18 protein-coding genes and 1 pseudogene are annotated in these 26,667 nt (G+C 57.6%); 8 read left to right on the forward strand and 11 right to left on the reverse strand.

Annotated elements, in window-relative coordinates:
• The first annotated feature begins 369 nt into the window (after positions 1-369).
• From DID96_RS02645 to DID96_RS02655, 3 genes are read left to right on the forward strand one after another with little or no spacing between them, the layout of a single operon-like run.
• The gene (locus tag DID96_RS02645; protein WP_124597709.1) at positions 370-3,192 is read left to right on the forward strand and encodes a type VI secretion system Vgr family protein; all 2,823 of its coding nucleotides are present in this window, start codon (positions 370-372) and stop codon (positions 3,190-3,192) included.
• Positions 3,189-4,754, forward strand: a complete 1,566-nt coding sequence (locus DID96_RS02650) for a hypothetical protein (protein ID WP_124597710.1) — start codon at positions 3,189-3,191, stop codon at positions 4,752-4,754. Before DID96_RS02645 ends, DID96_RS02650 begins: the two co-directional genes overlap by 4 nt.
• Positions 4,755-4,757: 3 nt before the next feature.
• Positions 4,758-5,747, forward strand: a complete 990-nt coding sequence (locus DID96_RS02655; RefSeq protein ID WP_124597711.1) for a PoNe immunity protein domain-containing protein — start codon at positions 4,758-4,760, stop codon at positions 5,745-5,747.
• Between the two features lie 167 nt (positions 5,748-5,914).
• Here DID96_RS02655 and DID96_RS02660 read toward each other — a convergent pair whose 3' ends face one another.
• From DID96_RS02660 to DID96_RS02680, 5 genes are all read right to left on the reverse strand, one after another.
• Entirely contained in the window at positions 5,915-6,667 is a 753-nt protein-coding gene (locus DID96_RS02660) for an H-NS family nucleoid-associated regulatory protein (protein WP_124597712.1), read from the reverse strand.
• Positions 6,668-6,964: 297 nt separating this feature from the next.
• Positions 6,965-10,066: a type I restriction endonuclease subunit R gene (locus tag DID96_RS02665; protein ID WP_124597713.1), complete on the reverse strand. Its 3,102-nt coding sequence runs from the start codon at positions 10,064-10,066 to the stop codon at positions 6,965-6,967.
• The gene (locus tag DID96_RS02670) at positions 10,063-11,928 is read right to left on the reverse strand and encodes a DUF262 domain-containing protein (protein WP_124597714.1); all 1,866 of its coding nucleotides are present in this window, start codon (positions 11,926-11,928) and stop codon (positions 10,063-10,065) included. Before DID96_RS02670 ends, DID96_RS02665 begins: the two co-directional genes overlap by 4 nt.
• Entirely contained in the window at positions 11,925-13,316 is a 1,392-nt protein-coding gene (locus DID96_RS02675) for a restriction endonuclease subunit S (protein WP_124597715.1), read from the reverse strand. Before DID96_RS02675 ends, DID96_RS02670 begins: the two co-directional genes overlap by 4 nt.
• The gene (locus tag DID96_RS02680; RefSeq protein WP_124597716.1) at positions 13,313-15,151 is read right to left on the reverse strand and encodes a class I SAM-dependent DNA methyltransferase; all 1,839 of its coding nucleotides are present in this window, start codon (positions 15,149-15,151) and stop codon (positions 13,313-13,315) included. The genes DID96_RS02675 and DID96_RS02680 overlap by 4 nt, the downstream gene beginning before the upstream one ends.
• Positions 15,152-15,337: 186 nt before the next feature.
• Here DID96_RS02680 and DID96_RS39500 point away from each other — a divergent pair.
• Positions 15,338-15,526: pseudogene (locus DID96_RS39500) on the forward strand (DUF6538 domain-containing protein); the annotation flags it as partial.
• Positions 15,527-15,577: 51 nt separating this feature from the next.
• On the forward strand, positions 15,578-17,062 hold the full coding sequence (locus tag DID96_RS02685; protein WP_185732158.1) for a tyrosine-type recombinase/integrase: 1,485 nt from the start codon (positions 15,578-15,580) through the stop codon (positions 17,060-17,062).
• Positions 17,063-17,775: 713 nt separating this feature from the next.
• Here the strand turns inward: DID96_RS02685 and DID96_RS02695 are convergent.
• The 4 genes from DID96_RS02695 to DID96_RS02710 all read right to left on the reverse strand — a co-directional run bounded on the left by DID96_RS02695 (position 17,776) and on the right by DID96_RS02710 (position 19,988).
• Positions 17,776-18,348 (reverse strand): HAD domain-containing protein, encoded by a 573-nt coding sequence (locus tag DID96_RS02695; RefSeq protein WP_124597718.1) that lies wholly within the window; start codon positions 18,346-18,348, stop codon positions 17,776-17,778.
• Entirely contained in the window at positions 18,342-18,785 is a 444-nt protein-coding gene (locus DID96_RS02700) for a hypothetical protein (protein WP_124597719.1), read from the reverse strand. The genes DID96_RS02695 and DID96_RS02700 overlap by 7 nt, the downstream gene beginning before the upstream one ends.
• 40 nt (positions 18,786-18,825) lie before the next feature.
• Positions 18,826-19,281 (reverse strand): DUF6088 family protein, encoded by a 456-nt coding sequence (locus DID96_RS38645; RefSeq protein ID WP_221624566.1) that lies wholly within the window; start codon positions 19,279-19,281, stop codon positions 18,826-18,828.
• 209 nt (positions 19,282-19,490) lie between these two features.
• Positions 19,491-19,988, reverse strand: coding sequence for a hypothetical protein (locus DID96_RS02710; RefSeq protein ID WP_124597721.1), 498 nt, complete (start codon positions 19,986-19,988; stop codon positions 19,491-19,493).
• A gap of 200 nt (positions 19,989-20,188) precedes the next feature.
• Between DID96_RS02710 and DID96_RS02715 the strand changes: the two genes are divergently transcribed.
• From DID96_RS02715 to DID96_RS02730, 3 genes are all read left to right on the forward strand, one after another.
• Complete coding sequence (locus DID96_RS02715; protein WP_260463784.1) at positions 20,189-20,512, forward strand: helix-turn-helix domain-containing protein; 324 nt, start codon at positions 20,189-20,191, stop codon at positions 20,510-20,512.
• A gap of 518 nt (positions 20,513-21,030) precedes the next feature.
• Complete coding sequence (locus DID96_RS02725; RefSeq protein WP_124597724.1) at positions 21,031-22,737, forward strand: ATP-dependent endonuclease; 1,707 nt, start codon at positions 21,031-21,033, stop codon at positions 22,735-22,737.
• A complete protein-coding gene (locus tag DID96_RS02730; protein ID WP_124597725.1) occupies positions 22,730-24,139 on the forward strand; it encodes a UvrD-helicase domain-containing protein in 1,410 nt (469 codons plus the stop codon). The genes DID96_RS02725 and DID96_RS02730 overlap by 8 nt, the downstream gene beginning before the upstream one ends.
• A gap of 141 nt (positions 24,140-24,280) precedes the next feature.
• Here DID96_RS02730 and DID96_RS02735 read toward each other — a convergent pair whose 3' ends face one another.
• Positions 24,281-25,117 carry an HNH endonuclease gene (locus DID96_RS02735; protein ID WP_124597726.1) on the reverse strand — a complete coding sequence of 279 codons (837 nt, stop codon included), beginning with the start codon at positions 25,115-25,117 and terminating at the stop codon, positions 24,281-24,283.
• The gene (locus DID96_RS02740; RefSeq protein ID WP_124597727.1) at positions 25,114-26,625 is read right to left on the reverse strand and encodes an AAA family ATPase; all 1,512 of its coding nucleotides are present in this window, start codon (positions 26,623-26,625) and stop codon (positions 25,114-25,116) included. The genes DID96_RS02735 and DID96_RS02740 overlap by 4 nt, the downstream gene beginning before the upstream one ends.
• Positions 26,626-26,667 lie beyond the last annotated feature (42 nt).

Raw genomic sequence — 26,667 nt, forward strand, 5'->3', positions numbered from 1 at the left:
TGGGTTGCACGAGCGCTCCGCCGGACTCAGCAACATGGCGGCAACTGCTAATCGCCAAATCATCGCGTCCGCAATCGAAGGCGGACGCAACCTGTATAAAAAACCAGGCTGTATGCGCGGACACGCACTGCTCGCTACGCCCTGTATAACAGGGGTTTCGCAGCACTGCACTTTCCGCAAAAAGTACAGCAAATTTGGGGCCAGATGTCCCAAAATTTTTTCACTCCTGCTGAGAAAGCGCGAGAAAACGGGAGAGCTCTCACTCCATACCTTTCGGGGCACACAGTTGAGTCTGTCATATTGCCTGCATAGGGTCTTCCCTATATGATTTTGCTCGGCCGTGAGAGAGGCCCGCACAAGGAAAATCAAATGGGAGCGCAGGACCTTATCGCATTGACAAATTCGGGGTTACTCCAGTCCGACCGGATTGTTAAATTGGATACCCCCGCCGGACCGAATGTGCTTCTGCCACATATTGTGGTGGGCACTGCTCGCCTGGGTGGCAATTTCGAGATTACCGTCGACGTTGTTTCGCTGCAGGATTCAATCGAGCTGAAGTCCCTCATCGCGCAGCCCGTCACACTTTGGATTCAGCAGTCTGACAAAACGTATCGTCCCCGACACGGGTATGTTCATACGGCCCGCCGGCTGGGTGCCGACGGGCGGCTGGTCAGCCTGCAACTGATTTTCTCGTCGTGGCTTCACTTCCTGAAGTTCCGCAAGGACGCGCGCATATTCCAGGACCATACCGTCGAAGCCATTCTCGAGACAGTGTTCCAAGGGCATCCTCAGGCAGTTGGGGCGTACCGAATCGAGGTGAGCAAACCGTCACCGGCACGCTCGTTCTGCGTGCAGTACGAAGACGATTGGAACTTCGTGCACCGGCTGATGGAGTCGGAAGGCTGGTTCTATTACTTCGAGCATGCCGACGACGGTAAATCTCATACCCTCGTCGTCACAGACGACCTGTATTCACTCAAGCCGCTTGAGCCGGAACAGGTCCGGTTCTATCGGGCCGGCGTCACGCGCCAGCCCGACGCGTTCGTGCACTGGTCGGGCACGCGGACCTTACAGAGCACGTCGTACTCGACGAGTACGTTCGACTATAAGAACCCCGAAGCGCGCAAGGAAAAATCGTTTCCTACCATCGCGAACCAGGGCGAGCTTCCGCAGCAGGCTGAGGTCTACGAATACACGGGTCCATACACGTACCTCGATGATGACCGCGGCGACCGGTTGACCAAGCTCAAGCTCGAGGAATGGGAGTCGCGTGCGAAGCGATTCCACGGTGTAGCTAGCGCACCGAGTATCGACGTCGGCGGCTGGTTCAGTTTGCCAGACCACCCCGAGCACGACGGAGATAGCGCTGAGGACCGCAAATTTGCGGTGGTCGAGGCCACTTGGTACATCCGCAACAATCTCCCGATTGGGGAAACCCGCCCCTATCCGCATAGCCTCGATGCCCGTCTTGCCGAGGTTCGTGATGCTCACGAGGAGTCGGCACCTGAGTTCGCGGTTAAAGATGCTTCAGGCAGCGAGGGCTTCTTCCTCGTTGATGTCGAAGCCCAGCGCCAGAAGGTGCCGTTTCGCAGCCCGTTTGAACACCGAAAACCCGTCATGCACCTTCAGACGGCGACGGTCGTCGGCCCTGGCAACGAAGAGGTCTATACCGATGCGCTGAACCGCATCTTGGTACGCATGCACTGGGACCGACGTGAGGGCATCGGAGCGACATGCTGGGTGCGCGTTTCCTATTCCGATACTGGCGGCGGCTACGGCAGCGTGCACGTGCCGCGCGTTGGCGAAGAAGTGACCATCGAATGGCTTGGTGGTGATTGTGACCGCCCCATTGCAACAGGCCGCGTCTACAACGGCGCAACGCAGCCGCGTTGGCATTCGAACGGCATCCTGTCAGGCTTCAGCTCGAAGGAATACGGCGGCAACGGTTACAACCATCTCGTGATGGACGATGCGACCGGGCAGAACCGGCTGCAACTGTTCTCGTCGCAAGGCAGTTCCATGCTTCACCTGGGATACCTGATTGCCCAGGACGGCAATGTCCGCGGCAGCTATCTCGGCAGCGGCTTCGACCTTCGCACCGATGCGTACGGCGCGATTCGCGCCAATCGGGGGCTTTTCCTCACGACCCATCCTGGTTCGGGTGCGGCGCATCAGCAGTTGGAGGTCCGACAAGCCCAGCAGCAACTCACCAGCGCTCACAACTTGGTCGAGTCGCTTTCCGACGTCGGCAGCCAGCACCAGGCCGAAAGCCTGAAAGCGGGCCAAGACGCGCTCAAGGCTTTCACGGACGACACGACCGTCAACGTTCAGGGGCAAGACCAGGGGAGCGGCGGCCGCACGGCGGGAGGCGGCACGGGTGCAGCCAACGCGTTCAAAAAACCTATTCTTCTGGCCGCAAGCCCGGCGGGCATTGCACTGTCGACGCAGCGGTCAGTACACTTGGGGGCGGACGAACACGTGAACGTGGTCAGCGGCCAGAGCACCCACATCGCGGCCGGAAAATCGCTGCTCGCGAGTGTCGCCGAACGCATCAGCCTGTTCGCCCAGAACGCCGGGATGAAGCTCTTCGCTGCGAAGGGCAAGGTGGAAATCCAGGCGCAGTCGGACAACATCGAAGTGACCGCGCAAAAAACGGTAAAGGTGCTATCGGCGACCGAGAAGGTCGAAGTGGCCGCGAGCCAGGGCATCCTGCTGACCTCAGGTGGCGCGTATATCCGCATTCAGGGCGGCAATATCGAGATTCACGCTCCGGGCAAGATAGACATCAAGGGAGCGCAGCATGCGTTCGCCGGCCCCACGAGCGCACCCTACGATTTGCCTTCTCTCCCTAAGGGCGACCTGCATAACAAGCTTGAGCTGAACCTGACGGACGACAACCTGAAGCCTTTACCTGGCGCGCCGTACAAGGTCGTCTTCGACAACGGCACCACCTTGACCGGCAAGCTTGATGCGAACGGCCACGCGTTGCTGCGTGACGTCCCAGAAGGGACTGCTCAGGCGTTCTTCGGCGAAGACCCGCGCCCGTTTGTTCAACAGCCGCTACCCGCGCCCAAGGTCATGGAACAGGGCGATGTCCTGAAGGAGCTTCAATCCGCCGGCCACGACGGCATCACGGACCAAAACTTGGTCAGCCTTTTCAATCAGTTCTCCGGCCGAGTTGACCCATCATGAACGACACAGACCAACAAGCTATTGAAGACGCGGTAAAGCAGATTGGCTTGTCGATGGCAGCCAATGCCGTTCCGCTCTTTTACGTTGCTCAAAACGTCTACGATACTTCGCAAAGCGTTCTGGATGTATGGAACGCTCGCAACAGCACGGACGAGATGACGAAGGTTGAAAGTGGTATCGACCTCGTCTTTGCGGTGGTCGGCTGGGTTCCGGTAGTCGGCGCTGGTGTGAAAAGAACCTTCCGGCTGGTGAACCACAATTCGGAAGTCTATGGCCCATTGCTTTTCGATATCCTGCGGCTCGTCCTGCAGCGCGCCCATTGCCCCACTAGTCCGGAGCAGCTCGTCGACAAGTTGTTCGACGCCTCTGGGCTCAAGAAGCTATTGACCGAGGCGCGCGAACATATAGAGAAGTCATGGATGTACCGTGAGCTTCCGGCTCAAGGGCAGGTAGCCGTCTCCGAAGCGCTCGCGTACGGGCAAAACAACTTGCCGTTCTGGCTCACTATGTTCGTCGAGCGCAAGTTGATGCATTGGAGAAGGAAGCAACCCAACTCATCCGCTGAAGGCTCCGTCGCGCTGAAAAAAGAGACTGAGAAACCAGGAAAGATTGGTGAGGAAGCAGCACAGGGTAAGAATCGCTCAAACACCGGGGCTTCGGGTGGCACCATAAACGCAAAACTCGCTATCGAAGATATATCCAATAAGCTAACGGGGTTTGTCGGAGAACATATCGCGGATTACCACTGCTATGAAGTTCTGAAGTGGGGAAACGATTGGTCCAAGCACGATGACGGACTCAGTGGAAAATGGGAAATGCCCCCGAGCCTCGAGTCACTCGGCAAGCTCAACGATGGAACCAAGCTCAACAAGCTGTTTGCGGTGAAGGCACACGGACGAGGCCTTGATGGTGTCTGGCGCGCCAACCCTTCGAATAACCACGGCGAAAAATATGCGCTCGTTGAGGCGAAAGCGTCCAGAGTGATGAACGAGCCAGTCGACGGACAGAACCCAGACGTCTCGGGCAAACTGGGCAAGGCGAAGTTGAAAGTCGAAAAGATTATTGAGACGGTTGTGCCACCTGGGGTTGAGTTGTTGGAGCCTCCTGAAGTTGGCAGCAACCCAGGGCGGACGTCCAAGAAGACTTCACGGAAGCAGGGCTCTGACAGCAAGGCACCGACGGACAAACGGACCAAGTCCGACAAGACCGATAGGCCGGCTACCACCTCGACTACATCACCGACCACCGCTGAAGGTCGAGTGCAACCGACGAGCGACAAAATCGCGCAGATGAGTGTCGAGTGGATACGTCAGGCTCTTCCGAAAGCTGTTGGAGCTGCGTGGAGCGAGACCATCGAAGTTTCCGGGTATGCTCGACACATTCTCTACACGCCGTTCTACTCGGCCAGTGCAAGGCAACACGCAGAAGCGCTGTTGGCCAAGAAAGAACACGACCATCATGACCATTCCGTCCAGCATCATTATCGAGAGGACGAGGTCTTTAAGGCAGTCAACGAGAAGCAGAAGCGCCTTAACGAACGATACGGAACCAAGAAGGCTTGATATATGGATGACTTTTCGAACCGACGTCGCCAGCGCTTTATCAGCGAGCCTTACTACGACTTCTGGTCAAACTACTACAGCGAAGCTATCGAGCGGTGGGCAACGCAACTGCCCAAAAATGGCACCGATGAAGAAAGGCACGCACATGCGGCCGCAAGAAGGGCCGAGAGTCGTTTTGCGTTGATGTTGCTGCGGTACACGGCGGGCGAGCCTATTGTGGAGTTGCGTGAGCAACTCGAGGAAGTCGTCGCCGCCTATGAGGAATATGCACGGCGTCAGGCTGCGGTGCACCGCCCGGGTTGGCCGCCTTTACGACTGAGCGAACTGGAAGACTACGAGAGAACGGTCCAGCTTATCGGGCTATGCCATTTGCTTCACCGTCGTGACCTGCTGCCGCGAATTGCGGCCATGGAAGACCCATTTTACGAGGGAGAGGACGGGCTCTATGAAGACCTGTTGGCCTACGCCATGAAGGGGCGCATTGACGTCGATACCTGCCTGCATGAACAGTACATCGATTGCCTCAACGGTATTTATGGTGAGACGGATGACGAACGGCTCACGGACCTGAATGCTTATTTAGAGCAGTGGTACGCATCGATGAAGGAGGTGTCTTGGCATGACAGTCACCTCAACCTTTCGAACGATTGGGGCTTGTACTTCGGTTACTGGGCTATCGAGGCAGCGGCATTGGCCTACATCCTTGAACTCGACGACACCTCCCTGCGCGAGCACATCACTTATCCGAAGAACCTTGTGGACTTCGCGCGGAGCTTCGAAGAGCGTGCGAAATCATCGGATATCGGCGCGGGTCCACGGACGGTGCGAACCGGACAGACGTGTCCAGAAACCGGCATCTGGAAAGCGCAGGGACATAATGTCCCCGGTGTGATGGTGCAACAGGGCGAGTGCATGCCCGAAGTCTTCGCTCCAGACAAGAGCGGGGCTTATCGTCCGCAGTCAACGCTCTGGGAGTTCGAACGTAAAGCGTGACCCCGTGTGTGAGACCTGCCATTCGTCGCGGCAGAACGCACAATTGCATAAGTTGGGGACGAAAGCTCACGAGCAGGCCAGTATATTCCTGAGAAGTCGAAAGGGAATAGACCGAGGTAAATGCCGGGCAGAGAAGAATGTCATCCACCGCCCGGACTGCAATCAACTCAGGCCTGGGCGGGCATGCTCGCGATTTGAGTCGTTCCTTCGACCGCACCAGCATCGACAGCGCTCGCAGAGTCTGCGGAACTCCTCGGCGCACGTGCCTTTCGGGCAGCGGGCGCCTTTGCGGCCGCACGCTCTTTTGGAGCAATTTTTCGAGCCGCCGCCTTCTTGGCAACTGTCTTCTTCGTTGCCGCCACCTTTTTCGCGGCGATTTTCTTAGCCGCGGGCTTGACCGGCTTTGCCTTTGGCGCAGTAGCCACTTCGCTCTCGCCGGCAATCAAAAACTTCGACCGGTCTTTCACACTCGCGAGCCAAGCCGGCGCACGGCCGCGACCACTCCATGTAGCACCCGACTTGGGGTCACGATAAAGCACCGGTTGAGGGCCCTTCCTTTGGTTTCCTGCCTTCGCCGCTTTTACCGGCACCTTAACACTCGCCGCAGCGCTCGACGAAGCTCCGTCAACGAGGAACTTGGAGCGGTCCTTTGCGTTCGCTATCCAAGCCGGTGCGCGGCCGCGACCTGACCAAGTCTCTCTAGTCTTTGGGTTCTGGTACTTCGGCTCGGCAGCAGTAGCCGAGTTCGCAGCCGTCTTGGCTCGCTTGCGACCAAAAATCTGGTCGTCGGTGATACCGTACTCAGCGACGAGCTCGCGAACCTGCGCAATAACTGCTTCGAGTTCCGCGACACGCGCTGCTTCAGTGCGCTCTTGGAGCGCGTCGAGCTGTGCCTTTAGGGCCTTGTACTTTTCTGCCATTTCTTTAATTCTCCTGTCTTTTAGGCACAGTATGTAAATACTAGCAATTCAGTGATTGCTTGACGGCAGTATACTCCCGGTCGATGCGACAATTCGCGTGCCAGTCCGACACATTTTGCGCACGCCTCTGCTGCGAGACCATCCCGCGACGTGCTTGTAATACCTGTCCAAGAATGCTGTCTACGAGAGACGCGGTGGTGGTATCGAGAGTTCTCACGAGTTTTGAGAATGCTCAAAACCCGTGAGAAATATTGAGATGCGACATAAGTCGACCGAATATCCAGACAACGCTTGCGGTCAGGGTGTGGCGCTCGAGCGAGCCCGCAGCGCCTCGTAGAGTTGGGCCGGTCCCAACAAAATGTCCTTGAGACCATCGCGCACGCGAGCCGAATCGAGTGCCTGCTTGCTCATTGTGGTGTGCGCGTCGAACGCGTCGATGATGGCGCGCATCAATGCATCCGTCAGGTCAGGGGAGTTTGCGAACTGCTCCTTGCTATTGCTCGCAGCCTGCTGCACCAAAAGCTCGTTTTCCAGCAGCTTACCTTTGAGTACGCCGTTCACATATACAAGCTGGTCGTCGTCGGTCAGTTCGCCGTCAAACAGACCGTTGACCCTCTGGATGATTTCATCGAGGAACGCTTTCTCCTTTTCCTGGACCGCACCGCTTCCGACGGCATCCATCGGCGGCAACTTCGGTGTTTCACCATGGCTTAGATTCAGAGGCTGGCGCCCAGCGTTTCTCAGACTGTGGTGTGTCAGCGTGACCTTGGATAGGTCGACGGTGTCACGTTCGCGACCGAATTCCAGCAACGCGATAAGCCGCTTGTAGAACAGGAAGCGCTTTTCGATATCGGTATTGCCGTAGTCGAAAATCTGCGACAGGAACGCATACAGGCGGACGAATGCCCCCATGTCGTTTTTGAACAGCACCAGTGCGTCGAGCATGTCCTTCGCCGCCTGCGCAGCCTTGTCATCGTGCTGTGCCTCGGCGTTTGCCTTGTCCTGCTGTGCCACCTTGTAGCGCTTGAGCAAGCGGTCAGCCACTGGCGCAATGGCGACCTGCAATTGCGCCTGGGTGCCTTTCGGGTCCAGCTCGACCCTAGCGACGCGGTCGACCTCGAAGTCGTCGTAGTAACCCGCGGCATCGAGCTTGGCGCGCAAGTCGTAGACGTGATGCGGGTCAGTGGTGGCCTCCAGTTCGGCGGTCTCGTAATACGTCTTGAACGCCTTCAGCACGTCGCCGGCGTCGTTGACGAAGTCGAGGATATAGGTGGTGTCCTTGCACGGATGGGCACGGTTGAGGCGTGACAGCGTCTGCACGGCCTGGATACCACCAAGCATCTTGTCGACGTACATCCCGCAGAGCAATGGCTGGTCGAAGCCCGTCTGGAACTTGTTGGCGACGAGCAGCAGGTGGTACTCAGGTTCGGCAAACGCGTCGCGGATGTCGCGCCCCTTGAGTCCGGGGTTCAGCTCCTTGCTGGTCTCGGTCATCGGCGCCGGATAGCTCTCGGGGTCGTCGATTTCGCCCGAGAACGCGACGAGCACGCCCAGCGGATAATTCCGCTTTTCAATATAGGTGCGAATCGCCTTCTGCCAGCGCACTGCCTCCTTACGGCTCGCCACGACGACCATCGCTTTCGCCTTGCCGTCGAGCAGTGGCTGGACATTCTCGCGGTAGTGCTCGACGACAATCTGCACCTTCTGTGCGATGTTGTACGGATGCAGCCGGACCCACTGCATGATGCCCTTCATCGCGGCACTGCGTTCAACCTGCTTCTCGTCGTATTCCTGGCCGTCATGGGCCAGCTTGAACGCGAGCTTGTAGGTCGTGTAGTTCTTGAGCACGTCGAGAATGAAGCCTTCCTCGATAGCCTGGCGCATCGAATACACGTGAAACGGTTCCGGCAGGCCGTCCGGTCCAGGGCGGCCGAACAGCTCCAGAGTCTTCTGCTTTGGCGTCGCGGTAAACGCTACGTAGGTCAGCCCTTCGCGGCCGGTGCGTGCGCCCATCTGCGCGGCAAGTAGCACCTCGGTATCAATTTCCCCTCCATCTTGCAGTTCTGCCCATTCCTCGGCCGACAGCAACTGTTTGAGCTTGGCCGCCGCCTCGCCCGTCTGCGAGCTGTGGGCCTCGTCGGCAATTACCGCAAAGCGCTTGCCTTCCGTTGCCGCCAGTTCTTGCACTGCCTGCAAGGCAAACGGGAAGGTCTGGATGGTGCAGACGATGATTTTCTTGCCGTCCTTCAGCGCCTGCGACAACTGTGCGCTCTTGCTGCCATGTTCATTCGTGACGGTCGCGACCACCCCGGTGGTCCGCTCGAAGTCAAAGATGGCTTCCTGTAGCTGCGCATCCAGCACAGTACGGTCGGAGACCACCAGCACACTGTCGAACAGCTTCGCATGTTGGTCGTTGTGCAGGTCGGCGAGAAAGTGGGCAGTCCAGGCGATTGAGTTGGTCTTGCCCGAGCCTGCGGAGTGCTGAATCAGATAACGCTGGCCAGGTCCCTGGGCCAGCACATCGGCAACCAGTCTGCGTGTCGCGTCGAGCTGGTGATATCGCGGGAAGATGACGCTCTTGAGCTGCTTCTTGTCATCGCGCTTGCCAATCAGGTAGCGGTGCAGGATGTTGAGCCAGCTGTCACGCGCCCACACTTCTTCCCATAGATAGGCAGTGGCGAACCCGCCCAGATTGGGTGCGTTGCCTGCGGCGCCGGCATTGCCCCGGTTGAATGGCAGGAAGTAGGTGGCCGTGCCGGCCAGCCGGGTGGTCATTATGACCTCGGTCTGGCTGACGGCGAAATGCACAAGCGCCCCGCCGGGAAAGCTGAGAAGGGGCTCGACCTGTCCGCCCTTCGGCTGCGGATTTCGGTCAAAGCGGTACTGGTCCACCGCGTCCTGCACGCCCTGCGTGAAATCCGATTTCAGTTCGGCGGTCGCGACCGCGATACCGTTGACAAACAGGACAAGGTCGAGCGCATCTTGCGGCTGGTTCAGCGAGTGCCGCACCTGGCGCACCACGCGCAGGCGGTTGGCAGCATAGTGCTGCTGGATGACCGGGTTGATGGCCAGCGCGGGCTTGAACTGCACGAGCGAGAGCGGCTCTTTCAGGCCCAACATCTCGACGCCCCGGCGCAGCACATCGAGCGTGCCGCGCTCGTTCAGACTCTTGCGCACCCGTTCAGCCAGACGCTCGTGAAGCGCGGGACCGTGAGTCTTGCTCAGGCGCTGCCAGGTGTCGGGCTGGGTGGTCTCAATCCAGGTCAGCAGGTCGGGCAGGAAAAGCGCGTTAGTGCGGTCATACCGCGCCGCATCGCCTTCGCTATATAGCCAACCGTGGTCTGCTAAGTGAGCGCAGATTTCGGCCTCGAAGTGGACTTCCTGGTGCAGCGCCATCAGGCCCCCTGTGCTTCACGCGTTAGTTGCTGCGGGTCCCAGACGCGGTCTGCCAACTGGCGGTAGAGCTGCTGGCGAGCCTCCATCTCGACCTTGTGGAACTGGGGCAGCGCCTCAAAATGCAGGCCGTGCTCCCGGATATAAGTCAGGAAGCCCGGGTGTCGCTCATAGCATTGCTCGTGCAGCGAGCGGGCAAGCAGATTCTGGCTCACATAGTGTTGCCGCTTTTCGGCGTATGGTAGGTCGCTATAGCTAGCATTGAAGGTCTTGGGCAGCAGTAACAGGCCGCCGAAGCGGTTGCGCCATTCAGCGAAGTCCGCAGGCGAAGCAAACTCGTCAACGTGTCGTTCAGGATGGTCCGCCCAGATATGCTCGATTTCGAAGCGGCCACGACCTTCCACCAAGAAATCACTTGTCTGGCTGCGTACACCAGAGGCCGCCTCCAGGAAGGCTGTCATGCGCGCAAGCAGCACCTTGATATAGCGCATCGACCATTGGTTGAGCCCGAACCCGGCGAAGCCGTTACGCTTGCGGTCGCTCGTACCGTCGAAGTCGCATCCCTGTTCTTCGAGCCTTGCCAGAAGGACACTCACCAATTCACCCAAATCTTTGCCACGAATGTCGCGCAGGATGAGGAACACGGCGTACGACATCGCCCCATAAGTCATGCTGAGGTAATTCACCGCGCGGCGCGCGAGCAGGATGTCCAAGAAGGTGGCTACGGCGCGCACCTTCCGTATCACCATCTCAGGCGAATCGGTCACTCTCAGCGGCGCCAACAGCAACGGGTACTGCAAGCTGAAATTGAAGCACGCGACGTGGTACACCGGCTCCAAACCTTCTTCGGGTTTGAGCGATGCCTTGCGGATGCGCTCATACTGGCGCGTGTAGAAAACGAAGTCTTCGCACAGGAAACGGACATAGTCCCCGCTGTTATGCAGCCCGAGCGCCTCGGCGTGCTCGCCGACCCAGCGATGAAACTCGGTGCCGATGCGTTCAAAGTCCTTATTCTCTGCCCCACTTTTACGTTCGCGCACGCTGTTGGCATAGCAGGCACGCAGCCAAGCTTTCACTGCGTCGGTGTCCTCGTCTTTCCCGAGCTTACGGAGCGCCTCCACGCGTTCGCGCCAAAGCCTCGCCGCCTCGTTGCGCTGGCTAACGTCGCTGATGTTGGCCAGCAAATAGCCCTTTAGCATATCCAGCGGCGAGAGCGACAGGCCCCGGTCATTCATCGTCTCGAAGATAGTGTATGCATCCTCGTCGGAGGCGGCACGAATCTCGATGAGGTACACCTTCTCGCTCAGCCAGTCGCAAAAGTAAGGCAACGCTTCATCATCGAGGTCTTCGCCGAGTTCATCGAACAATTCCTCCAGGTCAGCGTAGCGCGCGACGATGGTCTGCACTGACTCTGACGCCTCGCTGGTGTCGGGAACCTCGCCATTGAACAGCGCCATCATGATGGCGCGGCGGTCTTCGACCGCGATGTTGAACGCTCGTTCGCCGAAGCGCTCGGAGTAAATCAGGTCTTCCAGGTGCACGCGGTCCGTTCGCTCGCCTTGACGGCGGTGTAGCAGCAAAAGCAGCAGAGTTAGCGTAGTCAGGCGTTGCTGACCATCCACAATGAACAGTTGCCCGTCACGTTCGCTAAGGATGATTGAGCCTAGAAAATAGTTGCCGTACTGCGCGACCGCGCCACGCGCATTGCCGGCGCGGTGCGACTGCAGGAACTGGCCGGTCAGGTCATCGATGAGTTCCTTGGCCTGCTTGCGCTGCCAGCGGTACTCGCGCTGATAGTAGTCGATGCCGTAGCGCTTTCCTTTGAGCACCTCGCTGACGGTGCGCGCCTTGCCGTCGATGGTCTTCATGCGGCGAGTTCCTCCCCTTTGTCGACGGGCGATGCAACTGCACCGCGCACGTCAATTTTACCCGTGACGGCAGCGGCAATTACGGCGGTGCGGCGCTCCCTCAGTAGTTCGATGCTCCTCTCGGCTCGGGACTTCAGGGCGTCAAGCCTCTCTGTCTCCGCATCAAGGAAGGCGACAATATCGCGTTGCTCTTCCACGGGGGGCAGCGCGAGCATGATTCTGACCATACGCGTGAGGCCAAGGTCATTGTTGGTCGCGCCGCGTGTCAGGAGTTGGCTCTGCTCGTAGCATCCGATACTGTTTAGCGCATACGCTACGAAATACGGGTCCGCAAGCTCTCGGCGTATTTTTAGGACCGCAACGTGAACCCAAACTTGGAAAGGGACTTCGAGGTCAACTACACGCGCGACTCCGGTTGTGCCACCCTTTGTATACAGCACGTCTCCTTTCTCCGGAATTACCCGCTTGCAGAACTCCTCGTAATCTGCTTTTGAAACATATTTCGCGTCACCGAGGGACCACCCACCAACTTTGATATTTCTTGCCGACAAGAACATTACGCCCTCATCTTCTTCCACGTATATGGGTGAGAAGTGAGGGCCATCAGAAACCTGCCTGCACAGCCTGCCAAGTTGAACTCGTTGCCAGTGCGTTGGCAGGCTGCCGAGCCAGGTTACGCCGGATTCCTTCATCTGCGCGTCGCGATTAAGGCCGCGTGTAACTGCGTGCGAGATAGTGGCCTGGCGCTTTTCTGCCAGCAACACGAGGAGCTTTTCCTGCTCTGCAATCAGTGCATCAATCTTGTCGTTCTCGCGGTCGAGAAAGGCGATGATGTTCGCCTGCTCTTGCAAAGGCGGTACGGGAATAACCAGCGAAGCCATCGTCTCCGTGTAGATAACTTCGATAGTAGTGGCGTTGCTGTACAGACTAATTTGAGTTCGCAATAGACTGCTATCTTGAATCAATGCAAGGAAAAATTGCGCGTGAAGCTTTGCCGCGTCCGGTTGCACCCGCAACAGGCATGGGTGCAGGATTCCCCTCTCCGCGTTCTCCGGAAGTATCGCCGCCCTTCCGATTGTTCCACGCGTGGTGACCAGCACGTCACCTGGAAAGGTCTCGAACGAGCTAAGTTGTTCAAACTTCGCTTCAGATATGAAATTCTCGCCGCCGACAAAATCGCCATCGATAACATTGCGTTGGTTATATACCTTGACTGAGCCCTCGAGCATTTCTGCGGAAGTTAAGTGACTTCCAAAAGGACCAGTTTTAATGGCACCGGAACCGTGTCGTATGAAGTGTTTAAGCGCCCCAATCTCCCAATGCTCGGGAACTTTCCCCAGCCATGGCAAGCCGCTGTCTTTGTATTTCGGATATCTCAGCAAGCTCATTCGGCCAACTCCTCTAGCATCTTCATGATGTTGGCCGACACTGCCTTCAACTCATCATCAATTGTGTGCAAGTCGCGCGGCGGCTCAAACACGTAGAAGTGCCGGTTGAACGGAATCTCATAGCCGACCTTGCTCTTCTCTTTGTCTATCCAGGCATCCGGCGCGTGCGGCAGCACCTCCCGCTCGAAATACGTGCCGACATCCTCGACGAGCGGCACGTTCTCAGTGTCACGAAGCGCGCTATCCGCCTGCGGCTTACCCTTCTGCTTGCCTTTGACCCCCAGTACGACCCGTCCCTGCTCGTCGCGCAGCGGGCGCTCGACTGTAATCGTCGTGTAGCCGAAGTCCTCATTCCTGAAAATGCGCGAAATCGGCATCGACTTCACGTTGCCGCCAGCCGGCGCGTCGGGTGCGCTGCCACCAGCCGGTACTACCCACCGTGACACCTCCTTGCCCCCAGCGTCAAACACCGTCGTGAGTTCAGCATCGACAAAGTTCCCGAACAGCTTGGTGACAGTTGCGATTTGCTCGTCGGACATTTCCTTCCGTTTACTGCCAAGCGACTTTCGCATCTTCTGCCAGAAGCTCGACGCATCGATGAGCTGGACAAATCCTTTGCGTGCAGCGGGCTTCTTGTTCGACAGTATCCACGCGTACGTCGCGATGCCCGTGTTGTAAAACATGTCCACAGGCAAGCCCACGATGGCTTCCACCAGGTCGTTCTCTAGTACGTAGCGGCGAATCTCGCTCTCGCCAGAGCCCGCGCCGCCTGTGAACAGTGGCGACCCATTGAGTACAATACCGAACCGGCTGCCGCCATCGGTTGCAGGGCGCATTTTCGAGAGCAGGTGCATCAGGAACAGCATGGAGCCGTCCGAAACGCGCGGCAGGCCCGGACCGAAACGTCCGTCGAAACCCTTCTGCTCATGCTCGGTTCGCACGGCCTTCTCGACCTTCTTCCATTCGACGCCGAAGGGGGGATTCGAGAGCATGTAGTCGAACTTGCGACCGCCATGGCCGTCGTCCGACAGCGTGTTGCCCGCAACGATATTGGCAACATCCTGCCCCTTGATGAGCATGTCCGCCTTGCAGATTGCGTAGGACTCGTCGTTGAGTTCCTGCCCAAACATCGTCAGCCGCGCCGCCGGGTTATGCTCGAGCAGATATTCACCCGCGATTGACAGCATGCCTCCGGTACCGGCCGTGGGGTCATAAATGGTCCGCACCACAGCGTTGCCGGGCGTCAGGACGTCGTCATCCTCGACAAACAGGAGGTTGACCATCAGCCGGATGACCTCGCGCGGAGTGAAGTGCTCCCCGGCGGTCTCGTTCGAGATTTCCGCGAATTTTCGAATCAGCTCCTCGAAGACCAGCCCCATCTGGTTGTTGTCCACCACAGCCGGATGGAGGTCGATGTTTGCAAACTTCTCGGTGACCAGATAGAGCAGATTGGCCTTGGCAAGCCGTTCGACCTGCGTGTAGAAGTCGAAGCGTTCGAAGATGTCCCGCGCAGCAGGCGAGAAGGCTTGAACGTAGGCATAAAGGTTCTGCCGGATATTGTCCTGGTCGCCCAGCAGCTTGACCAGGTCAAGGGGGGAAGTGTTGTAAAACGACTGGCCGGCCTTCCGAACGAGAAACGGGTCGGGATTCAAGCCAGCCTTCGTTTTGGCGTCAAACTCCGCGAGAACCGCAGCCTTGGTGGTTTCCAGGACGCAATCGAGACGGCGAAGTACTGTAAACGGCAGGATGACCCGGCCATACTCGGACTGCTTGTAGTCGCCGCGTAGCAGGTCGGCGACCGACCAGATAAATGAGGATAGGGCGTGATGATTCATTCTTGGTGCCTTATGCGCGCTGCTTACAGTAGGTAAGCCAACTAACCGATGCCAGCCGCCACGCGAGATTGACGAATTTAACGGCTAAAAACTGGCCGATTTTACCCCTCAAGGTCACACGCGGAGGGAACCACAAGGCGGCCGCCATGGGAATTCTGTCGCAGTAGTTCGACCGAGGAGGGAAAAATGTCGCAAACATCACACGTCCTCATACGGCGGGATTCGCGCGTGCCGTACTTTCGTAGGTCAATCCCCGAAGCCCTCCGCAGCCAGTTTGGCCGCCGGGAATTCATTTGCTCCCTACGGACAACGGAAACGGCGGAGGCAGAAAGGCGGGCCGGCGCCTTGCTCGCAAAGACAGAGGAGTTGCTCCGATATGCCCGACGCGCGTCGAGGGCGGCCCAAGACGGCTCCGTCGAGTTGGGGATGATATTCGACCGTTACCGAGAAATGACGTGTTGCGACGGAAACGCCCTTGCGTATCCAGATGCCGGAGACGAACTGCCGCCGCTCCCGTTCGCCGAAGCGCGTAATACGCGTTCATGTAACCAGCGGTTTCGATACGCGTTCCACCCCTCGATGTCTGCTCGCCTGTTGGGACGTTACCAGGCACGTGTGCTGTCAGATGACGATGCATGGCGCCAAACGCTCGCGCCGAGTGACTTGCACGCGGCTAGGGCGGACCTCGTACAGCGCGAGCAGGCGCTCATCGACGACATCGCACTCGACAACGTCAACAATGCGTGGAAAAGCGCGGCTGAACTGCTGAAACTCGAGGGAGTCGACTCGACGCTAGCGTCGATGGCGGCAATGCAGTCGTTCGTCAACCGCTACCTGCGCAACGAGCTCGACCTCATTCGAATTCGAATCGCCCGACTCAACGGCGCAGACATCCCAACTCCTCAATTACCGCCAGGCGCCTTGGACGAGGACGAATGGGCCGTCATGCAGGCAACGTGGGAAGCGGCACGGGTTCCGAAGCCTGCCAGCAGATACGAGGCCGCCCTTGCCGTCAAACGGCTGCGCGAGTGCATTCATGACAAGAGCCCATGCGATTTGACACTAGCCGATGCGATGCTTTTCAGGACCTCGCTTCTTTCATACATGTCGCGCGGGCGGGCGAAGTCGAGCCTCTCGCTCGTGCGGTCAATCCTCAAAACGGCGGCTGCGGAATACCGCGTACCCCTCAACGTGAGCATGGCATTCGAGTCGGTGAAAATTGAAGTTTCCGAAAAATCTGTTCACTCGTTCCAACCTTTTTCCGTTAGCCAGCTTCAAGCGTTTTTTGACGGCCCTGTGCATTCCCGCGGACTGCGCCCCGCAAAGGGCGGCCGCGACGCCGCTTTCTGGGTGCCACTGTTGGCGCTCTTTGAAGGTATGCGCCTTGAGGAAGCTGGCAGTCTGGTATGTGGGGCATTGAGCCCGCGTTCGGGGCGATACTGGTTGCGTATAGGGCGAAGCAAAACGGCGGCTGGACTTCGCGAAATACCCCTGCACCGTGAGCTCGAACGGCTCGGGTTCGTTGAATACTTCGTGGCACAACAGGCTGGCCGAACTGCAACCGAACCCCTCTTTCTCGGGCTGCGCTACGGGAGCAAAGAGAACCAAACGCACATGTTTTCGACTTGGGTGAACGAATACATCGACAAACACGTTGTTGATGAAGCAGCCTATGTTTTCCATTCGTTCCGGAACAGCTTCGAGGATGCCGCAACTGCTGCCGGTGTTCCTGAGGACGTGCGTCGAGCCCTCATGGGGCATGCACAGGTCGCGATGACGCGCCGTTATGGCAAGAAAGATGGGCGGAACCGGCGCATCTTCCCTGACCAAGCACTCATTGAGGCAATCGACAAAGTCTGCTACCAGGGACTTGATTTGTCACACGTGATTCGTATGGAAACTGGGCTCTAGATTTTGTTTTGCATTTGCTGGCGAACGCGGTCTAGTTGTTCTACGAAGGCTGTGAAGCGACGCTTTGCATCTAAGCTAGCACCTTCGTACCAGATAGCTGTAGACCAAGAAAAATTGATTTGATTCGGTAGGTCACGAGTCTGCGATGCCACGGACGTGCTAACAAGAACCCCGTCGGAGGCGTCAGGCAAGGACTCATCGAGCCGGGCGCCTCGCGGTGCGTCGTGGCAACTAAAATTACTCCACTTCCGGCGGGTCAAAAAAGGCCATGATGCGCTGATACGTGCTGCTGTCCGTCTGAGTGCTTCCAAGCTTGCGCATCGCGTTGTGGTGACGGTCGTTCAGCCAGAGGCCTGGCCCTTCCTCGCGGAGCTGAGTACGGAAGACTCGGATGTCCTCTCTGCTCGCAAAGAGTTGCTCCAGATAATTGGAACCTTGGAGCCGTCCAGCTTCTGCCGCCGCCGCTAATCCTTTCGGGATGGGGAGCCTTTAACTAAGCAGTCTTCAGGTGTGCGAACTGGGCAGCGCGCAACAAGGTCCCACACCGATGCCGACCAGCGCGGGTAGTCCGCCACGACAGCTTCGTCACCGACGCCATTGAGCAACTGTTCCTCGAGACGCACTCGATATCAGCAAACGCACCATCACGTATTCGACCAATATCCGCCGTCGCGATGACTCGGCACCCCGACTCGCGACCACCGGGCCACAACTTAACCGTCACTTTCAGCACCATCCCCTCCAAACGTCTTTTCCAGCTTTCTTTTAAGTTCCGCAAGCACGTGCGGCTCGCTGATGCCGAGCAGAGGGTCTGTGCGCACAAGTTGTTCGCGGCACCATGCGGGCCAATGCAGATAATCGTCGTCGAGCGCGAGCCATGCGGACGGTGTACGGCGCAGGACGTCAGCCCATATCTGCATACCCCTCGGTGCCTGAGAAAACTCGGCGACGTCCATCCTCGAGTGGTACGTGGCGCCAATAACTCTTGCCTGCAAGCCCGGCGTCAATCTACGCGACACGCGGTGGATGCTTCCGCGGTAGCGACGCACCCAGGACGTCGAAAGGACAATGCGAACATCGCTGTACGATGCGAGCAGTTCTTCAAGAAGTGCGCAGTGCTCAAAAAGTTGGTGACCCGGGGAGTTCTGCAAGGTTGGACCGCGCCTGTGAAGCAAAAATACGTTCTCCGGATGTAGCACCCCATCGTAATCGAGAAAGAGCAGGCGCCCGCCGGTGTGTCGCGGGCGCGGTATCTCGTACGTCGGCCCCGCAAATTCTTTTAGCATTGCCTGTCGCCGTCTGTCTGAAGCACCACTGACCAAGCCTCCAACAGGCGACGGGCAGTGGTGACCACGTCGTCGCCAATCACATACGCGGTTGGCGGAAGCTGCGCAACCGATTGAGCCGCTCGTGCGCTGGCGTAAGCGAAACTTCCTTTGCATAGAACGTCAATTCGAAAGGTGGTCACCAGCCGCATGCCCGCGGCTGCGCGGCAGGAAGTCTCATGAACAAAAATCGTGAAGCGCTCCGACACCGGATATGGACCACGCGGTATCGGATAGGCGAGCGCCCGTAGAGCGCGCTGCGACGTCGTACCGCCCGATTCGATGGAAGTGCCGTCGCACACCACGAGCAAGGTATCGCCACTGCAGTCACCCAGATACACCGTGACGTCCGTCTGCACGGCAGCGCTATATGGCGACATCCCCATGGCATCGCACATCGCTAGTCCTCTCGCGTCTCGATTCGTCTCATGGCGTGTCCTAGTCACCGCGCTCGTACACGACTCTCCTGCTACCAACTTGAATACGCCGGGTGATACGTCGTCGGCCAGTGGTCACGACCGCCACCATAGGAATTTGCGTGGACGTACCAGCGTTGTACTCTCTCGCGAGCTTTCCCGGACCGACGGAAATGCCCAGCTTTTTGAAAGCCTCCGCGGCTATTGCCTCAAACGTCGAGGCCGGCGCGGGACGACCGGTAAATCGGTTTATGCGGGTTTTGGCATATATGCCATGCCCCACACGCGCCAGTTGTCCAGCGTCGACCAAGGCATGCAGCACACGGGTAAGCTGCGACGGACTTCCCAGTTTCGCGAGTTCTGACCGGAGAATGACGACTCCCTTTCTCTTTCGAATGGAGCGTGCAACTCGGTCCTTAACCCGGGAGGCGCGAGTCGTTGGGGAGCCCATATCATCAGGCCTTCGTATTGCACACATGGTGTGCTTCCTCAGTTGTCTTCGTACATCTTGGCCAGTTGTGTCTCAAGGTCCGCGAGCGCTGAAGGCTGACTTATCCCACGCAGCGGGTCTGTGCGCACGAGCCGGCGCAGCTACAAGCTGAGTTGTTAGATGGAGCGCTGCATACTCGAGTCACGGTGTGAGGACGACCACCGCGCGTCCTTACAAATCAGCAATGCGCCTCACCGTCATGGCGCGACTTTCATCCTGAATTCCTTTTTGCCGTCAAGCCCTGGCTCGACCCGAGTGCCGTGTGAAATCACCATGCCTGCAAGTCGATTGTCGAGCGCTTCACCAGCCGATTTAAGCTCCACGTCATGAAGCGCCGCATTGTTTGCAAGCAACTGGAGGTCCGACGAAGAAAGGTCCTGTAGCGACAGCAACACCCCCTCCGAGAATGCCTCCGTTTCGACGTTCAGCAGCAGCTGTTTCTGAACTGCCTCCGCTTCGACTTCGAGCAACGTCGTTACCCATTCATCCTTCGGCCTTCGGGCGAGGTAGTGGACGAACCGCCGGACCATCCACTTCATGTAGTCGGCTCGCCACTCGACCTCCCCCGGCATCTCGCGGGACGGAACCGCATAAATCAGTCCGTCGACCTCGAGCGCAATCACTGCCCCCAAACGAGACATCGTCGCGCGCGTAGTGGCGGGGACATACGCGAGATGTGAGAGACCAAGCTTCAAGTCGTTTCCTCGTCCGAAGAAGGCCATGTTTAGGCTGGAGACTGCTGAGCGAGAACGACGACGCTGCGACAGCTGACCGTCGCCAGCGACAGTAGAGCGCAGTTTAGGCGAAAAAATATGTCCTGTATACTCTGTCTATTTTAAATATGCCTATTTTTAGTCTGTAGATAAACAATCATCATTGGGCGATGCTTCCGGGCATGACTGATGACATCATTGATGCCCAGAAGCATGCACGCCACCTAGTGTCAGCAAATCTAAAATCGCTGCGAAAGAGGAAGGGTTTGTCCCAGGAAGGTTTCGCTGACCTAGCCGGCTTGCATCGCACTTACATAGGGAATGTAGAGCGTGAAACGGCCAACATCACGTTGGACAATCTCGTGTTGATAGCCACGACGCTCGGGGTTGAGGCGGCAGACCTTCTAAACAAGTCGCCCGAAAAGGTCGCCGACCTAAAACTGGGCCGTCGTCCGAAAACCTCATCCCCGACGGTTGAGCCACTACCGCGGCGGAAAGAAAAATAGCATCAACAATGCGCGTCTGACGGGTGCCGCATCCTGACTTGCCGACAGGCAACCGTCGCAGCACATCATTCGTCTCTCTCACGCAACCACGCGTACGCAACGTCCTGTCGCCAGCGCAGCAGTTCGTGCTCGTACAACTGAGCGCGTGGCGGAAGCCGCCACGGACGATGTCTTGCCCACAAGGTGATTGTGCGGACCGACACGCCGAGAAGTTCGGCAAGTTCGTAAGCGTCCAGGCACGTGAAAATCTGCGGGTCAACGGCTTTCATGCGCCATGTAGCGCAATCGTTTTAGTCACCGGTGTACCCCAGAGACCCAAGAGGTTCCGGTCCGCAGATTTTGCGTAGGTGATTGTCGCGTCGCACCCTACGCCCCTTCGGCATTGCCTAATTGCTATCGGAAGATGCGAACTGCCTGCCGTGGCTTCTGCTACATTTGAAGTGCCAACTCACTCGCCGAGTCGCAATGCGAATCGAATCTGCAGCCACGCAAAAACCGCTATACGCCAAGAGGGTGACGTGCACATCGTAGCGCTTCGGGTCTACAACTTTCGAGGAATCCGCGAGCTCTCTTGGTTTCCCGGTCAGGGAGTCAACTGTTTGATTGGCCCGGGTGACAACTGCAAAACGACGATTCTCGACGCTATCGACCTTCTGCTCGCAGAAAGGCAGAACGCCACCTTCGATGACCTCGACTTTTACGACGCGAATCCAACAAACGCCATCAGGATTGTTGCCTGCATCGCTGGGCTGCCGACGGAGTACTTGCGCGAGGACCGCTACGGCCTGTATCTATGCGGCTGGAACGACGTAAAGCTCGAATGGAAATCGGAGCCTGCTGAGAACGAGGGCTTCGCACCTGCCCTGGTGCTGCAACTCGACGTCGACGATACGCTCGAGCCCACATGGTCAATCTATGTTGGTGGCGCGACTAACGACAAGACCAAGCGAGTTCGCTTCGCTGACCGCAAGGAGATGGCGCCAGCGCGCCTCGGCGCCTACGCAGACCGGCATCTCTCATGGGGCCGCGGCTCCGCTTTGCAACGCGTCGGGGCACATCCAGAAAAGCTGCCAGCGCAGTTGAACGAGCTGCTGCGCTCGGCTCGCGACACCTTCGCTGCCAAAGGTGCGTCGACTTTCAGTGAAATCATTGAAGCGGTCTCGCCGGACATCGCGGGCTTGGGCGTTCAAGTCCGTGACAAACTGACGGCAAATTTGGACCACACGAGCTTCTCGATGAACGCAAGCGGGGTTGCCTTGCATGACGGCAACGTGCCGTTTCGCTGCATGGGAACAGGGTCCGCGCGCCTAGCCGTCGCAGCCCTCCAGAGCGCCGAGTCGGCGCAGCGTCACTTCCTGCTCATCGACGAGATTGAGTACGGGCTCGAGCCCCACCGAATCTCTCTGCTAGTAAGCCATCTGCGCAAACGGGTTGACGCAAGCGGTCAGGTATTCCTCACCACTCACTCTACGAGCGTTCTACGCGAGGTGAGATTCGGCGAAGTCTTCGTTTGTCGACGTGACGTTACAGGGAAGGTTGAGGTGAAGGCTTCCGCGGCAACCGCCACAGCCCCCCTCGAAGCAAAGCGTTACGTTCGTGACCTGGGCGAGGCGTTGCTCACGAGGTCCGTGCTTGTCTGCGAGGGCCAGACAGAAGTTGCGCTTCTCAAGGGATACGCTGAAGGGACACAGCTGCAGTTCCAGAGATTCGGCGCGACGGTCATAGATGGCGGCGGCGGGTCGGCGCCCGCCGTCGCCATCCACTTTGCGTCGCTCGGCTATCGCACTGCCCTGTTGACCGACAGCGATTCGCCAATCCCGCCGGCATTCATTGCGCAGCTCAAGGCCCACAACGTTCCCCACTTCGAATGGGGTGACGGGCGGTGCACCGAAGAGGAGCTTTTCATAGGGATATCGCCTTACTCGCGTTCCAACCTACTGAAACTGATAGCGCCCGAAATTGGCCTTCAGCGGATGCTCGGTGAGCTTTCCAGTCGAGCGAGGATGAGCTTCGGGACGATTGAACAAGTGCTCGCCTATCTTCAGAGCCTGGAGGCGCTCCGCACGATTGGCAATCTTGCGCATCAATCCAAGTGGATTAAGAAAGATTATGACCTTTGCTTCAGAATCGGAACCGATGTTCTAGCTCCAGAAAGCTTGATAGGTGGAGAAAGTCTCGACGGACACCTCGAACAAATCTTCGGATGGCTTTGCAGCAATGCTTGAACAAGCAGTCCAGCAGATGCTTCGCTCGCGCGTTGGAGCCATCGAGGCACCAGCGGGTACCGGCAAGACCGAGCAAATCGCTCTCGTGGGTGGCAATGTCCCGGGTCGCTGGCTGATTCTCACCCACACCGTCGCGGGCGTTGATGCTATTCGACGCCGGCTAGCCAAGCACAATGTTCCAGCCGAGAAAGCTCAAGTCGAAACGCTGTCCGCATGGGCGCATCGATGGGCGCGTGCTTTTCCCAAAGGGTCAGGCTTGGCTGCCGACTGGTCAGCGCGGTCGCGGCAATGGGACGCTGTCATGGTCGCAGCTGCGACGTTGGTTGAAAGCGGTGCGGTGCAAAGCATACTCGGCGCGTCGTATAGCGGTGTTCTTGTTGACGAGTACCAGGACTGCACCGTCGCACAGCACGGACTTGTACGTGCCCTTTCGCGTCGTCTTCCCTGCTACGTATTTGGCGACCCTCTGCAGGCAATTTTTGGCTTTCGTCCAGGCATGCTCGCAAACTGGCATTCGGACACCTTGGCTGTCTTCCCTCAAGCCGGCATGCTGAATACCCCACAACGATGGATTCACGCGGGCAATGCTGCTCTTGGCGCTTGGCTTATCGGCCAGCGAGCGAACTTTCAAGCCGGCATCTTCGATTTCCGAGATGCACCGAGTTGCCTGGAATGGCAGCCTTGCGCTCCCAAGCTCGCCGCTCAGCAACTCGCCGGCTCTTGCTCGATTCGGCCTCCGGAAGGAGAAACGCTCGCGATTATTCATTCGAGCGTCGATGAGGTGCGACGCGCGGACTTGGCTAAAGCCATTGGTGCGACTACGGTTGAACCCATTGGGGGAAAGACCGAGCGCAACTTTTACGAGAGCCTCAGAACCCAAACCGGCATCGACCGGGTAAGTGCTGTTCTTGACCTCATGGGGACGGCCTACGTGGGTGTTGGCGCTTCAAATAAAAGAAAGCGTGTCGAATCATTGTTGGCAAATCCTACGCGCATCAAGATGCCGGCAACCCCAGCGGAGCTCGCTTTGACCGGCGTGGCTGCAAGCGATTCGCTTGCAAATGTCTTGGACGTAATTCGGTGCGTTGAGAGCGAAACTGGCGTAACGGCGGTCCGCCCAGAACTGGTGTCTTGCATCAAGTCGGCATTGCAACTGTGCGCGGAAAATCCTGCGCTGCAGCTCGATGACGCGGCATTCCAGGTTGCAAACGCGCGTCGCGAGAAAGGTCGTGTTCTTAGGAACAGGGCGGTTGGCAGCACGCTACTCATGAAAGGCCTGGAGTTCGACCATGTCGTCATTACGCCGGACGCTTGCGAAAATCACCACCATTGGTACGTCGCTCTCACTCGCGGAACAAGGTCAGTTCGCGTCTTGGCGCCAAGCGTGAGCTTCAGCGCTTGACGATTCGAGTTCGCTTTGCGATAGCCTACGGGCACCACCAATATGTCGTTTCGCGAAGTCTTCTCACACAGAAACTAACACATTGAAAAGGAATCCAGATGAAATTTCTTCTTCTGATTGATTGCGAACGCTAAAAACATGTCACTCCTCTATCAGCTCAAAGCCACCATTGCAGAAGTCATCGCTTTCCGCCAGGCATCGATAAAGAACCGCCATCCACCCATTTAAGTTTGCCTGAGACCTAGTTTCGGCTACTTGCCGCAACTCCTCGCGCAGAGCCTCCGGTCCAGAAGCGAAGTTGTTCCGAAAATTTCGTTTGCTTTCTGCGAGTTCCGATGCGGCGTAGCTGACATAAAGCTCGTTAAGTTCAAGGAGGTCGAAGTGATTACGAGCGCGTTGCACATCGACAGCGGACATTTCCGGTGCTGTGAGAACCTGATACGACACCGTTAGACTTGCGCCAAATTCAAGCGATGCCCCGAGTACACAATATTCGCTCCAATCGTCAAAGTACGGGTGGAAAGTCTCTTCGGCACGGCTTTCGGCGACGTGAGCAAGTTTCGATTTGTTGCAATCCGCACAGGCGGGAACCAGATTTGCTGGAAACACGGCAAGTTCAGGAAACCTTGTTTGTGGCAAATAGTGGTCTAGGGTCTTCACAACACGGAGACCACAGAGGGGACAACGCTTGAATTTCGCACTGGCCTTGATTCGGTCGTAAATCGGTCGCCCGTATCCACCCACCAGCACGCGGTCGTACACGCCCGAGAGTTGGCCGCTGGTCACCCCGACCGGCTCCTCTCTATCGAAGGCTGAAAGGTCGCCCACTTCTGCAAGCCTTAAATATTCGCGAGCTCGGCGCTCCACACGTGGACCTTCAGCAACAAGTGCGGCACGCAACACCCGGTCTTGAGTGTGCTCAGCTAGCTCTTCAAATAATTCTCTCGGGTCGTCTCCCGGACATTCCATACCAATCATGCGTCGCGTCCCCGCAAAAGTGAACGCGCCACCGAACGTCCCTCGGCGCCAAGTTGGTCGTTAAAGACTGCAAGTACCTGCTCAAAGTCACGCGATTGCGCCACCACCTTTGAAATCAAGGCATGGTGAGAACTTTCCGTCATTTCAACCCGGAAGATTTCCCGTGTGAGTGTTCCCAAGTTCTCCGCGAACGTCTCCGCTTCTGGACGCTCGAGTTCCACCTCATCCCCAGTCCTGAAGAAAAGGGTCACGCACGCAGCTGGAATTTCCTGGACAACGACCGGAGAATGAGTCGCCAATAGTGCCACGCCATTACGGACAGCGAGAAGGTTTGAAAGCGCTCGCACAAACGCTGCGACAAGAGGAGGATGGAGATGTGCCTCCGGCTCGTCAATTACCACCAACGTCCGTTCGGTGACCAGCTCGACAAGTTTGGTCATCGTAAGCAAGACGACTTTGTGCCCCGAACTCGCCCTGTCAAAAAGCTCTCCAGCTTCCTGCGCAAATCGATTCTGTTCTAAATCGGCTAGCTTGACTAACCCGAGTGCTGCAAAGAGTGGGTCCGTCTCCAGGACCCGCATTGCGGCGCGCCAGCGCGGTACACGCGCACTGCGCAAACACGCAAGCGTACTATCTACGAATTCTTTCTTGAGCTCAGACGTTCTTTTGAGGCTGCTTGCCTCACCGTCCTTTCTTCGCTCCTTCTTCAGCCCCACATACGTGTACCTTATCCCAGTGCCGGTTCCCTTATTTGAGACAGGCGGGTCGAATTCGTCGAATGCGCTGAAAGCAACGGCAACAAGGTTGGCGAAGCTTGTGCGTTCAGTGCTCCCACTCGGCTTTCGCATTTGCAATTCACCGCCTCGCGCGGTGCTCCCATCCCGCAAGGTCTGCACAAGCAACCTAAGGAGTGTCGTTTTGCCGACACCGTTCCGGCCGATGATGGCATGGATGTTTGTAGGGGGATTTGAATCCGGTTCCACATTGACCCGCAGGCGAGCATCACTATTCGCTGAAAGTGAATAGCTAAATCGGAACGCGGTCGATGTGGTGCGCTCAAGGAGGATATCGCTCATCTTTTCGATATCGTCCCGCCCATGCCCGCGCATCAACGACGTTTGAAATGCCGGCTCTTGCTCCACACGTGCTCGGATATCGGCGTCCCATATTACGTCTCGCATCGCGCGAAGAATAACTATGCGCTCTTCCTCGTCGAGACTAATCAGATTTTCATAATATTCGGCGCTTCCACCCAATGAGGCATAGTCTTGCGGAAGTTCAGAGAATGAATCTTCGACGCTCACCCACCCTTCTTCCATGCCGTCGCTCATGACTTTCACCGACCCAATGTCGTGCCGTGTCCCTTCGGAGTCGAAGTAGACGAGCCGGAAAGTAGTCTTAAATAAGTAGTCGTCCCAGTTATCGCGCAGTAGATAACATTCGTCCGTGCCAGCCAGGCTACGAGCCTTGCGCGGAACGTCTTTGTATTGCACAACGGTAAAGAGCATGAGCCTCTCCAGCGAATGCCGCCAATGGTACAGAGTTTATCC

This window comes from Burkholderia sp. Bp8963, from assembly GCF_003854275.1.
Taxonomy (GTDB): domain Bacteria; phylum Pseudomonadota; class Gammaproteobacteria; order Burkholderiales; family Burkholderiaceae; genus Burkholderia.

Bases quoted from the DNA above. Each gene is read 5' to 3' on its own strand.
- DID96_RS02685 (WP_185732158.1), top strand. From the start codon at position 15,578: ATGATATTCGACCGTTACCGAGAAATGACGTGTTGCGACGGAAACGCC.
- DID96_RS02680 (WP_124597716.1), bottom strand. From the start codon at position 15,151: ATGAATCATCACGCCCTATCCTCATTTATCTGGTCGGTCGCCGACCTG.
- DID96_RS02655 (WP_124597711.1), top strand. From the start codon at position 4,758: ATGGATGACTTTTCGAACCGACGTCGCCAGCGCTTTATCAGCGAGCCT.
- DID96_RS02730 (WP_124597725.1), top strand. From the start codon at position 22,730: ATGCTTGAACAAGCAGTCCAGCAGATGCTTCGCTCGCGCGTTGGAGCC.
- DID96_RS02670 (WP_124597714.1), bottom strand. From the start codon at position 11,928: ATGAAGACCATCGACGGCAAGGCGCGCACCGTCAGCGAGGTGCTCAAA.
- DID96_RS02715 (WP_260463784.1), top strand. From the start codon at position 20,189: ATGACTGATGACATCATTGATGCCCAGAAGCATGCACGCCACCTAGTG.
- DID96_RS02740 (WP_124597727.1), bottom strand. From the start codon at position 26,625: ATGCTCTTTACCGTTGTGCAATACAAAGACGTTCCGCGCAAGGCTCGT.
- DID96_RS02700 (WP_124597719.1), bottom strand. From the start codon at position 18,785: ATGTGCGATGCCATGGGGATGTCGCCATATAGCGCTGCCGTGCAGACG.
- DID96_RS02695 (WP_124597718.1), bottom strand. From the start codon at position 18,348: ATGCTAAAAGAATTTGCGGGGCCGACGTACGAGATACCGCGCCCGCGA.
- DID96_RS02675 (WP_124597715.1), bottom strand. From the start codon at position 13,316: ATGAGCTTGCTGAGATATCCGAAATACAAAGACAGCGGCTTGCCATGG.
- DID96_RS02650 (WP_124597710.1), top strand. From the start codon at position 3,189: ATGAACGACACAGACCAACAAGCTATTGAAGACGCGGTAAAGCAGATT.
- DID96_RS02645 (WP_124597709.1), top strand. From the start codon at position 370: ATGGGAGCGCAGGACCTTATCGCATTGACAAATTCGGGGTTACTCCAG.
- DID96_RS02660 (WP_124597712.1), bottom strand. From the start codon at position 6,667: ATGGCAGAAAAGTACAAGGCCCTAAAGGCACAGCTCGACGCGCTCCAA.
- DID96_RS38645 (WP_221624566.1), bottom strand. From the start codon at position 19,281: ATGTGTGCAATACGAAGGCCTGATGATATGGGCTCCCCAACGACTCGC.
- DID96_RS02735 (WP_124597726.1), bottom strand. From the start codon at position 25,117: ATGATTGGTATGGAATGTCCGGGAGACGACCCGAGAGAATTATTTGAA.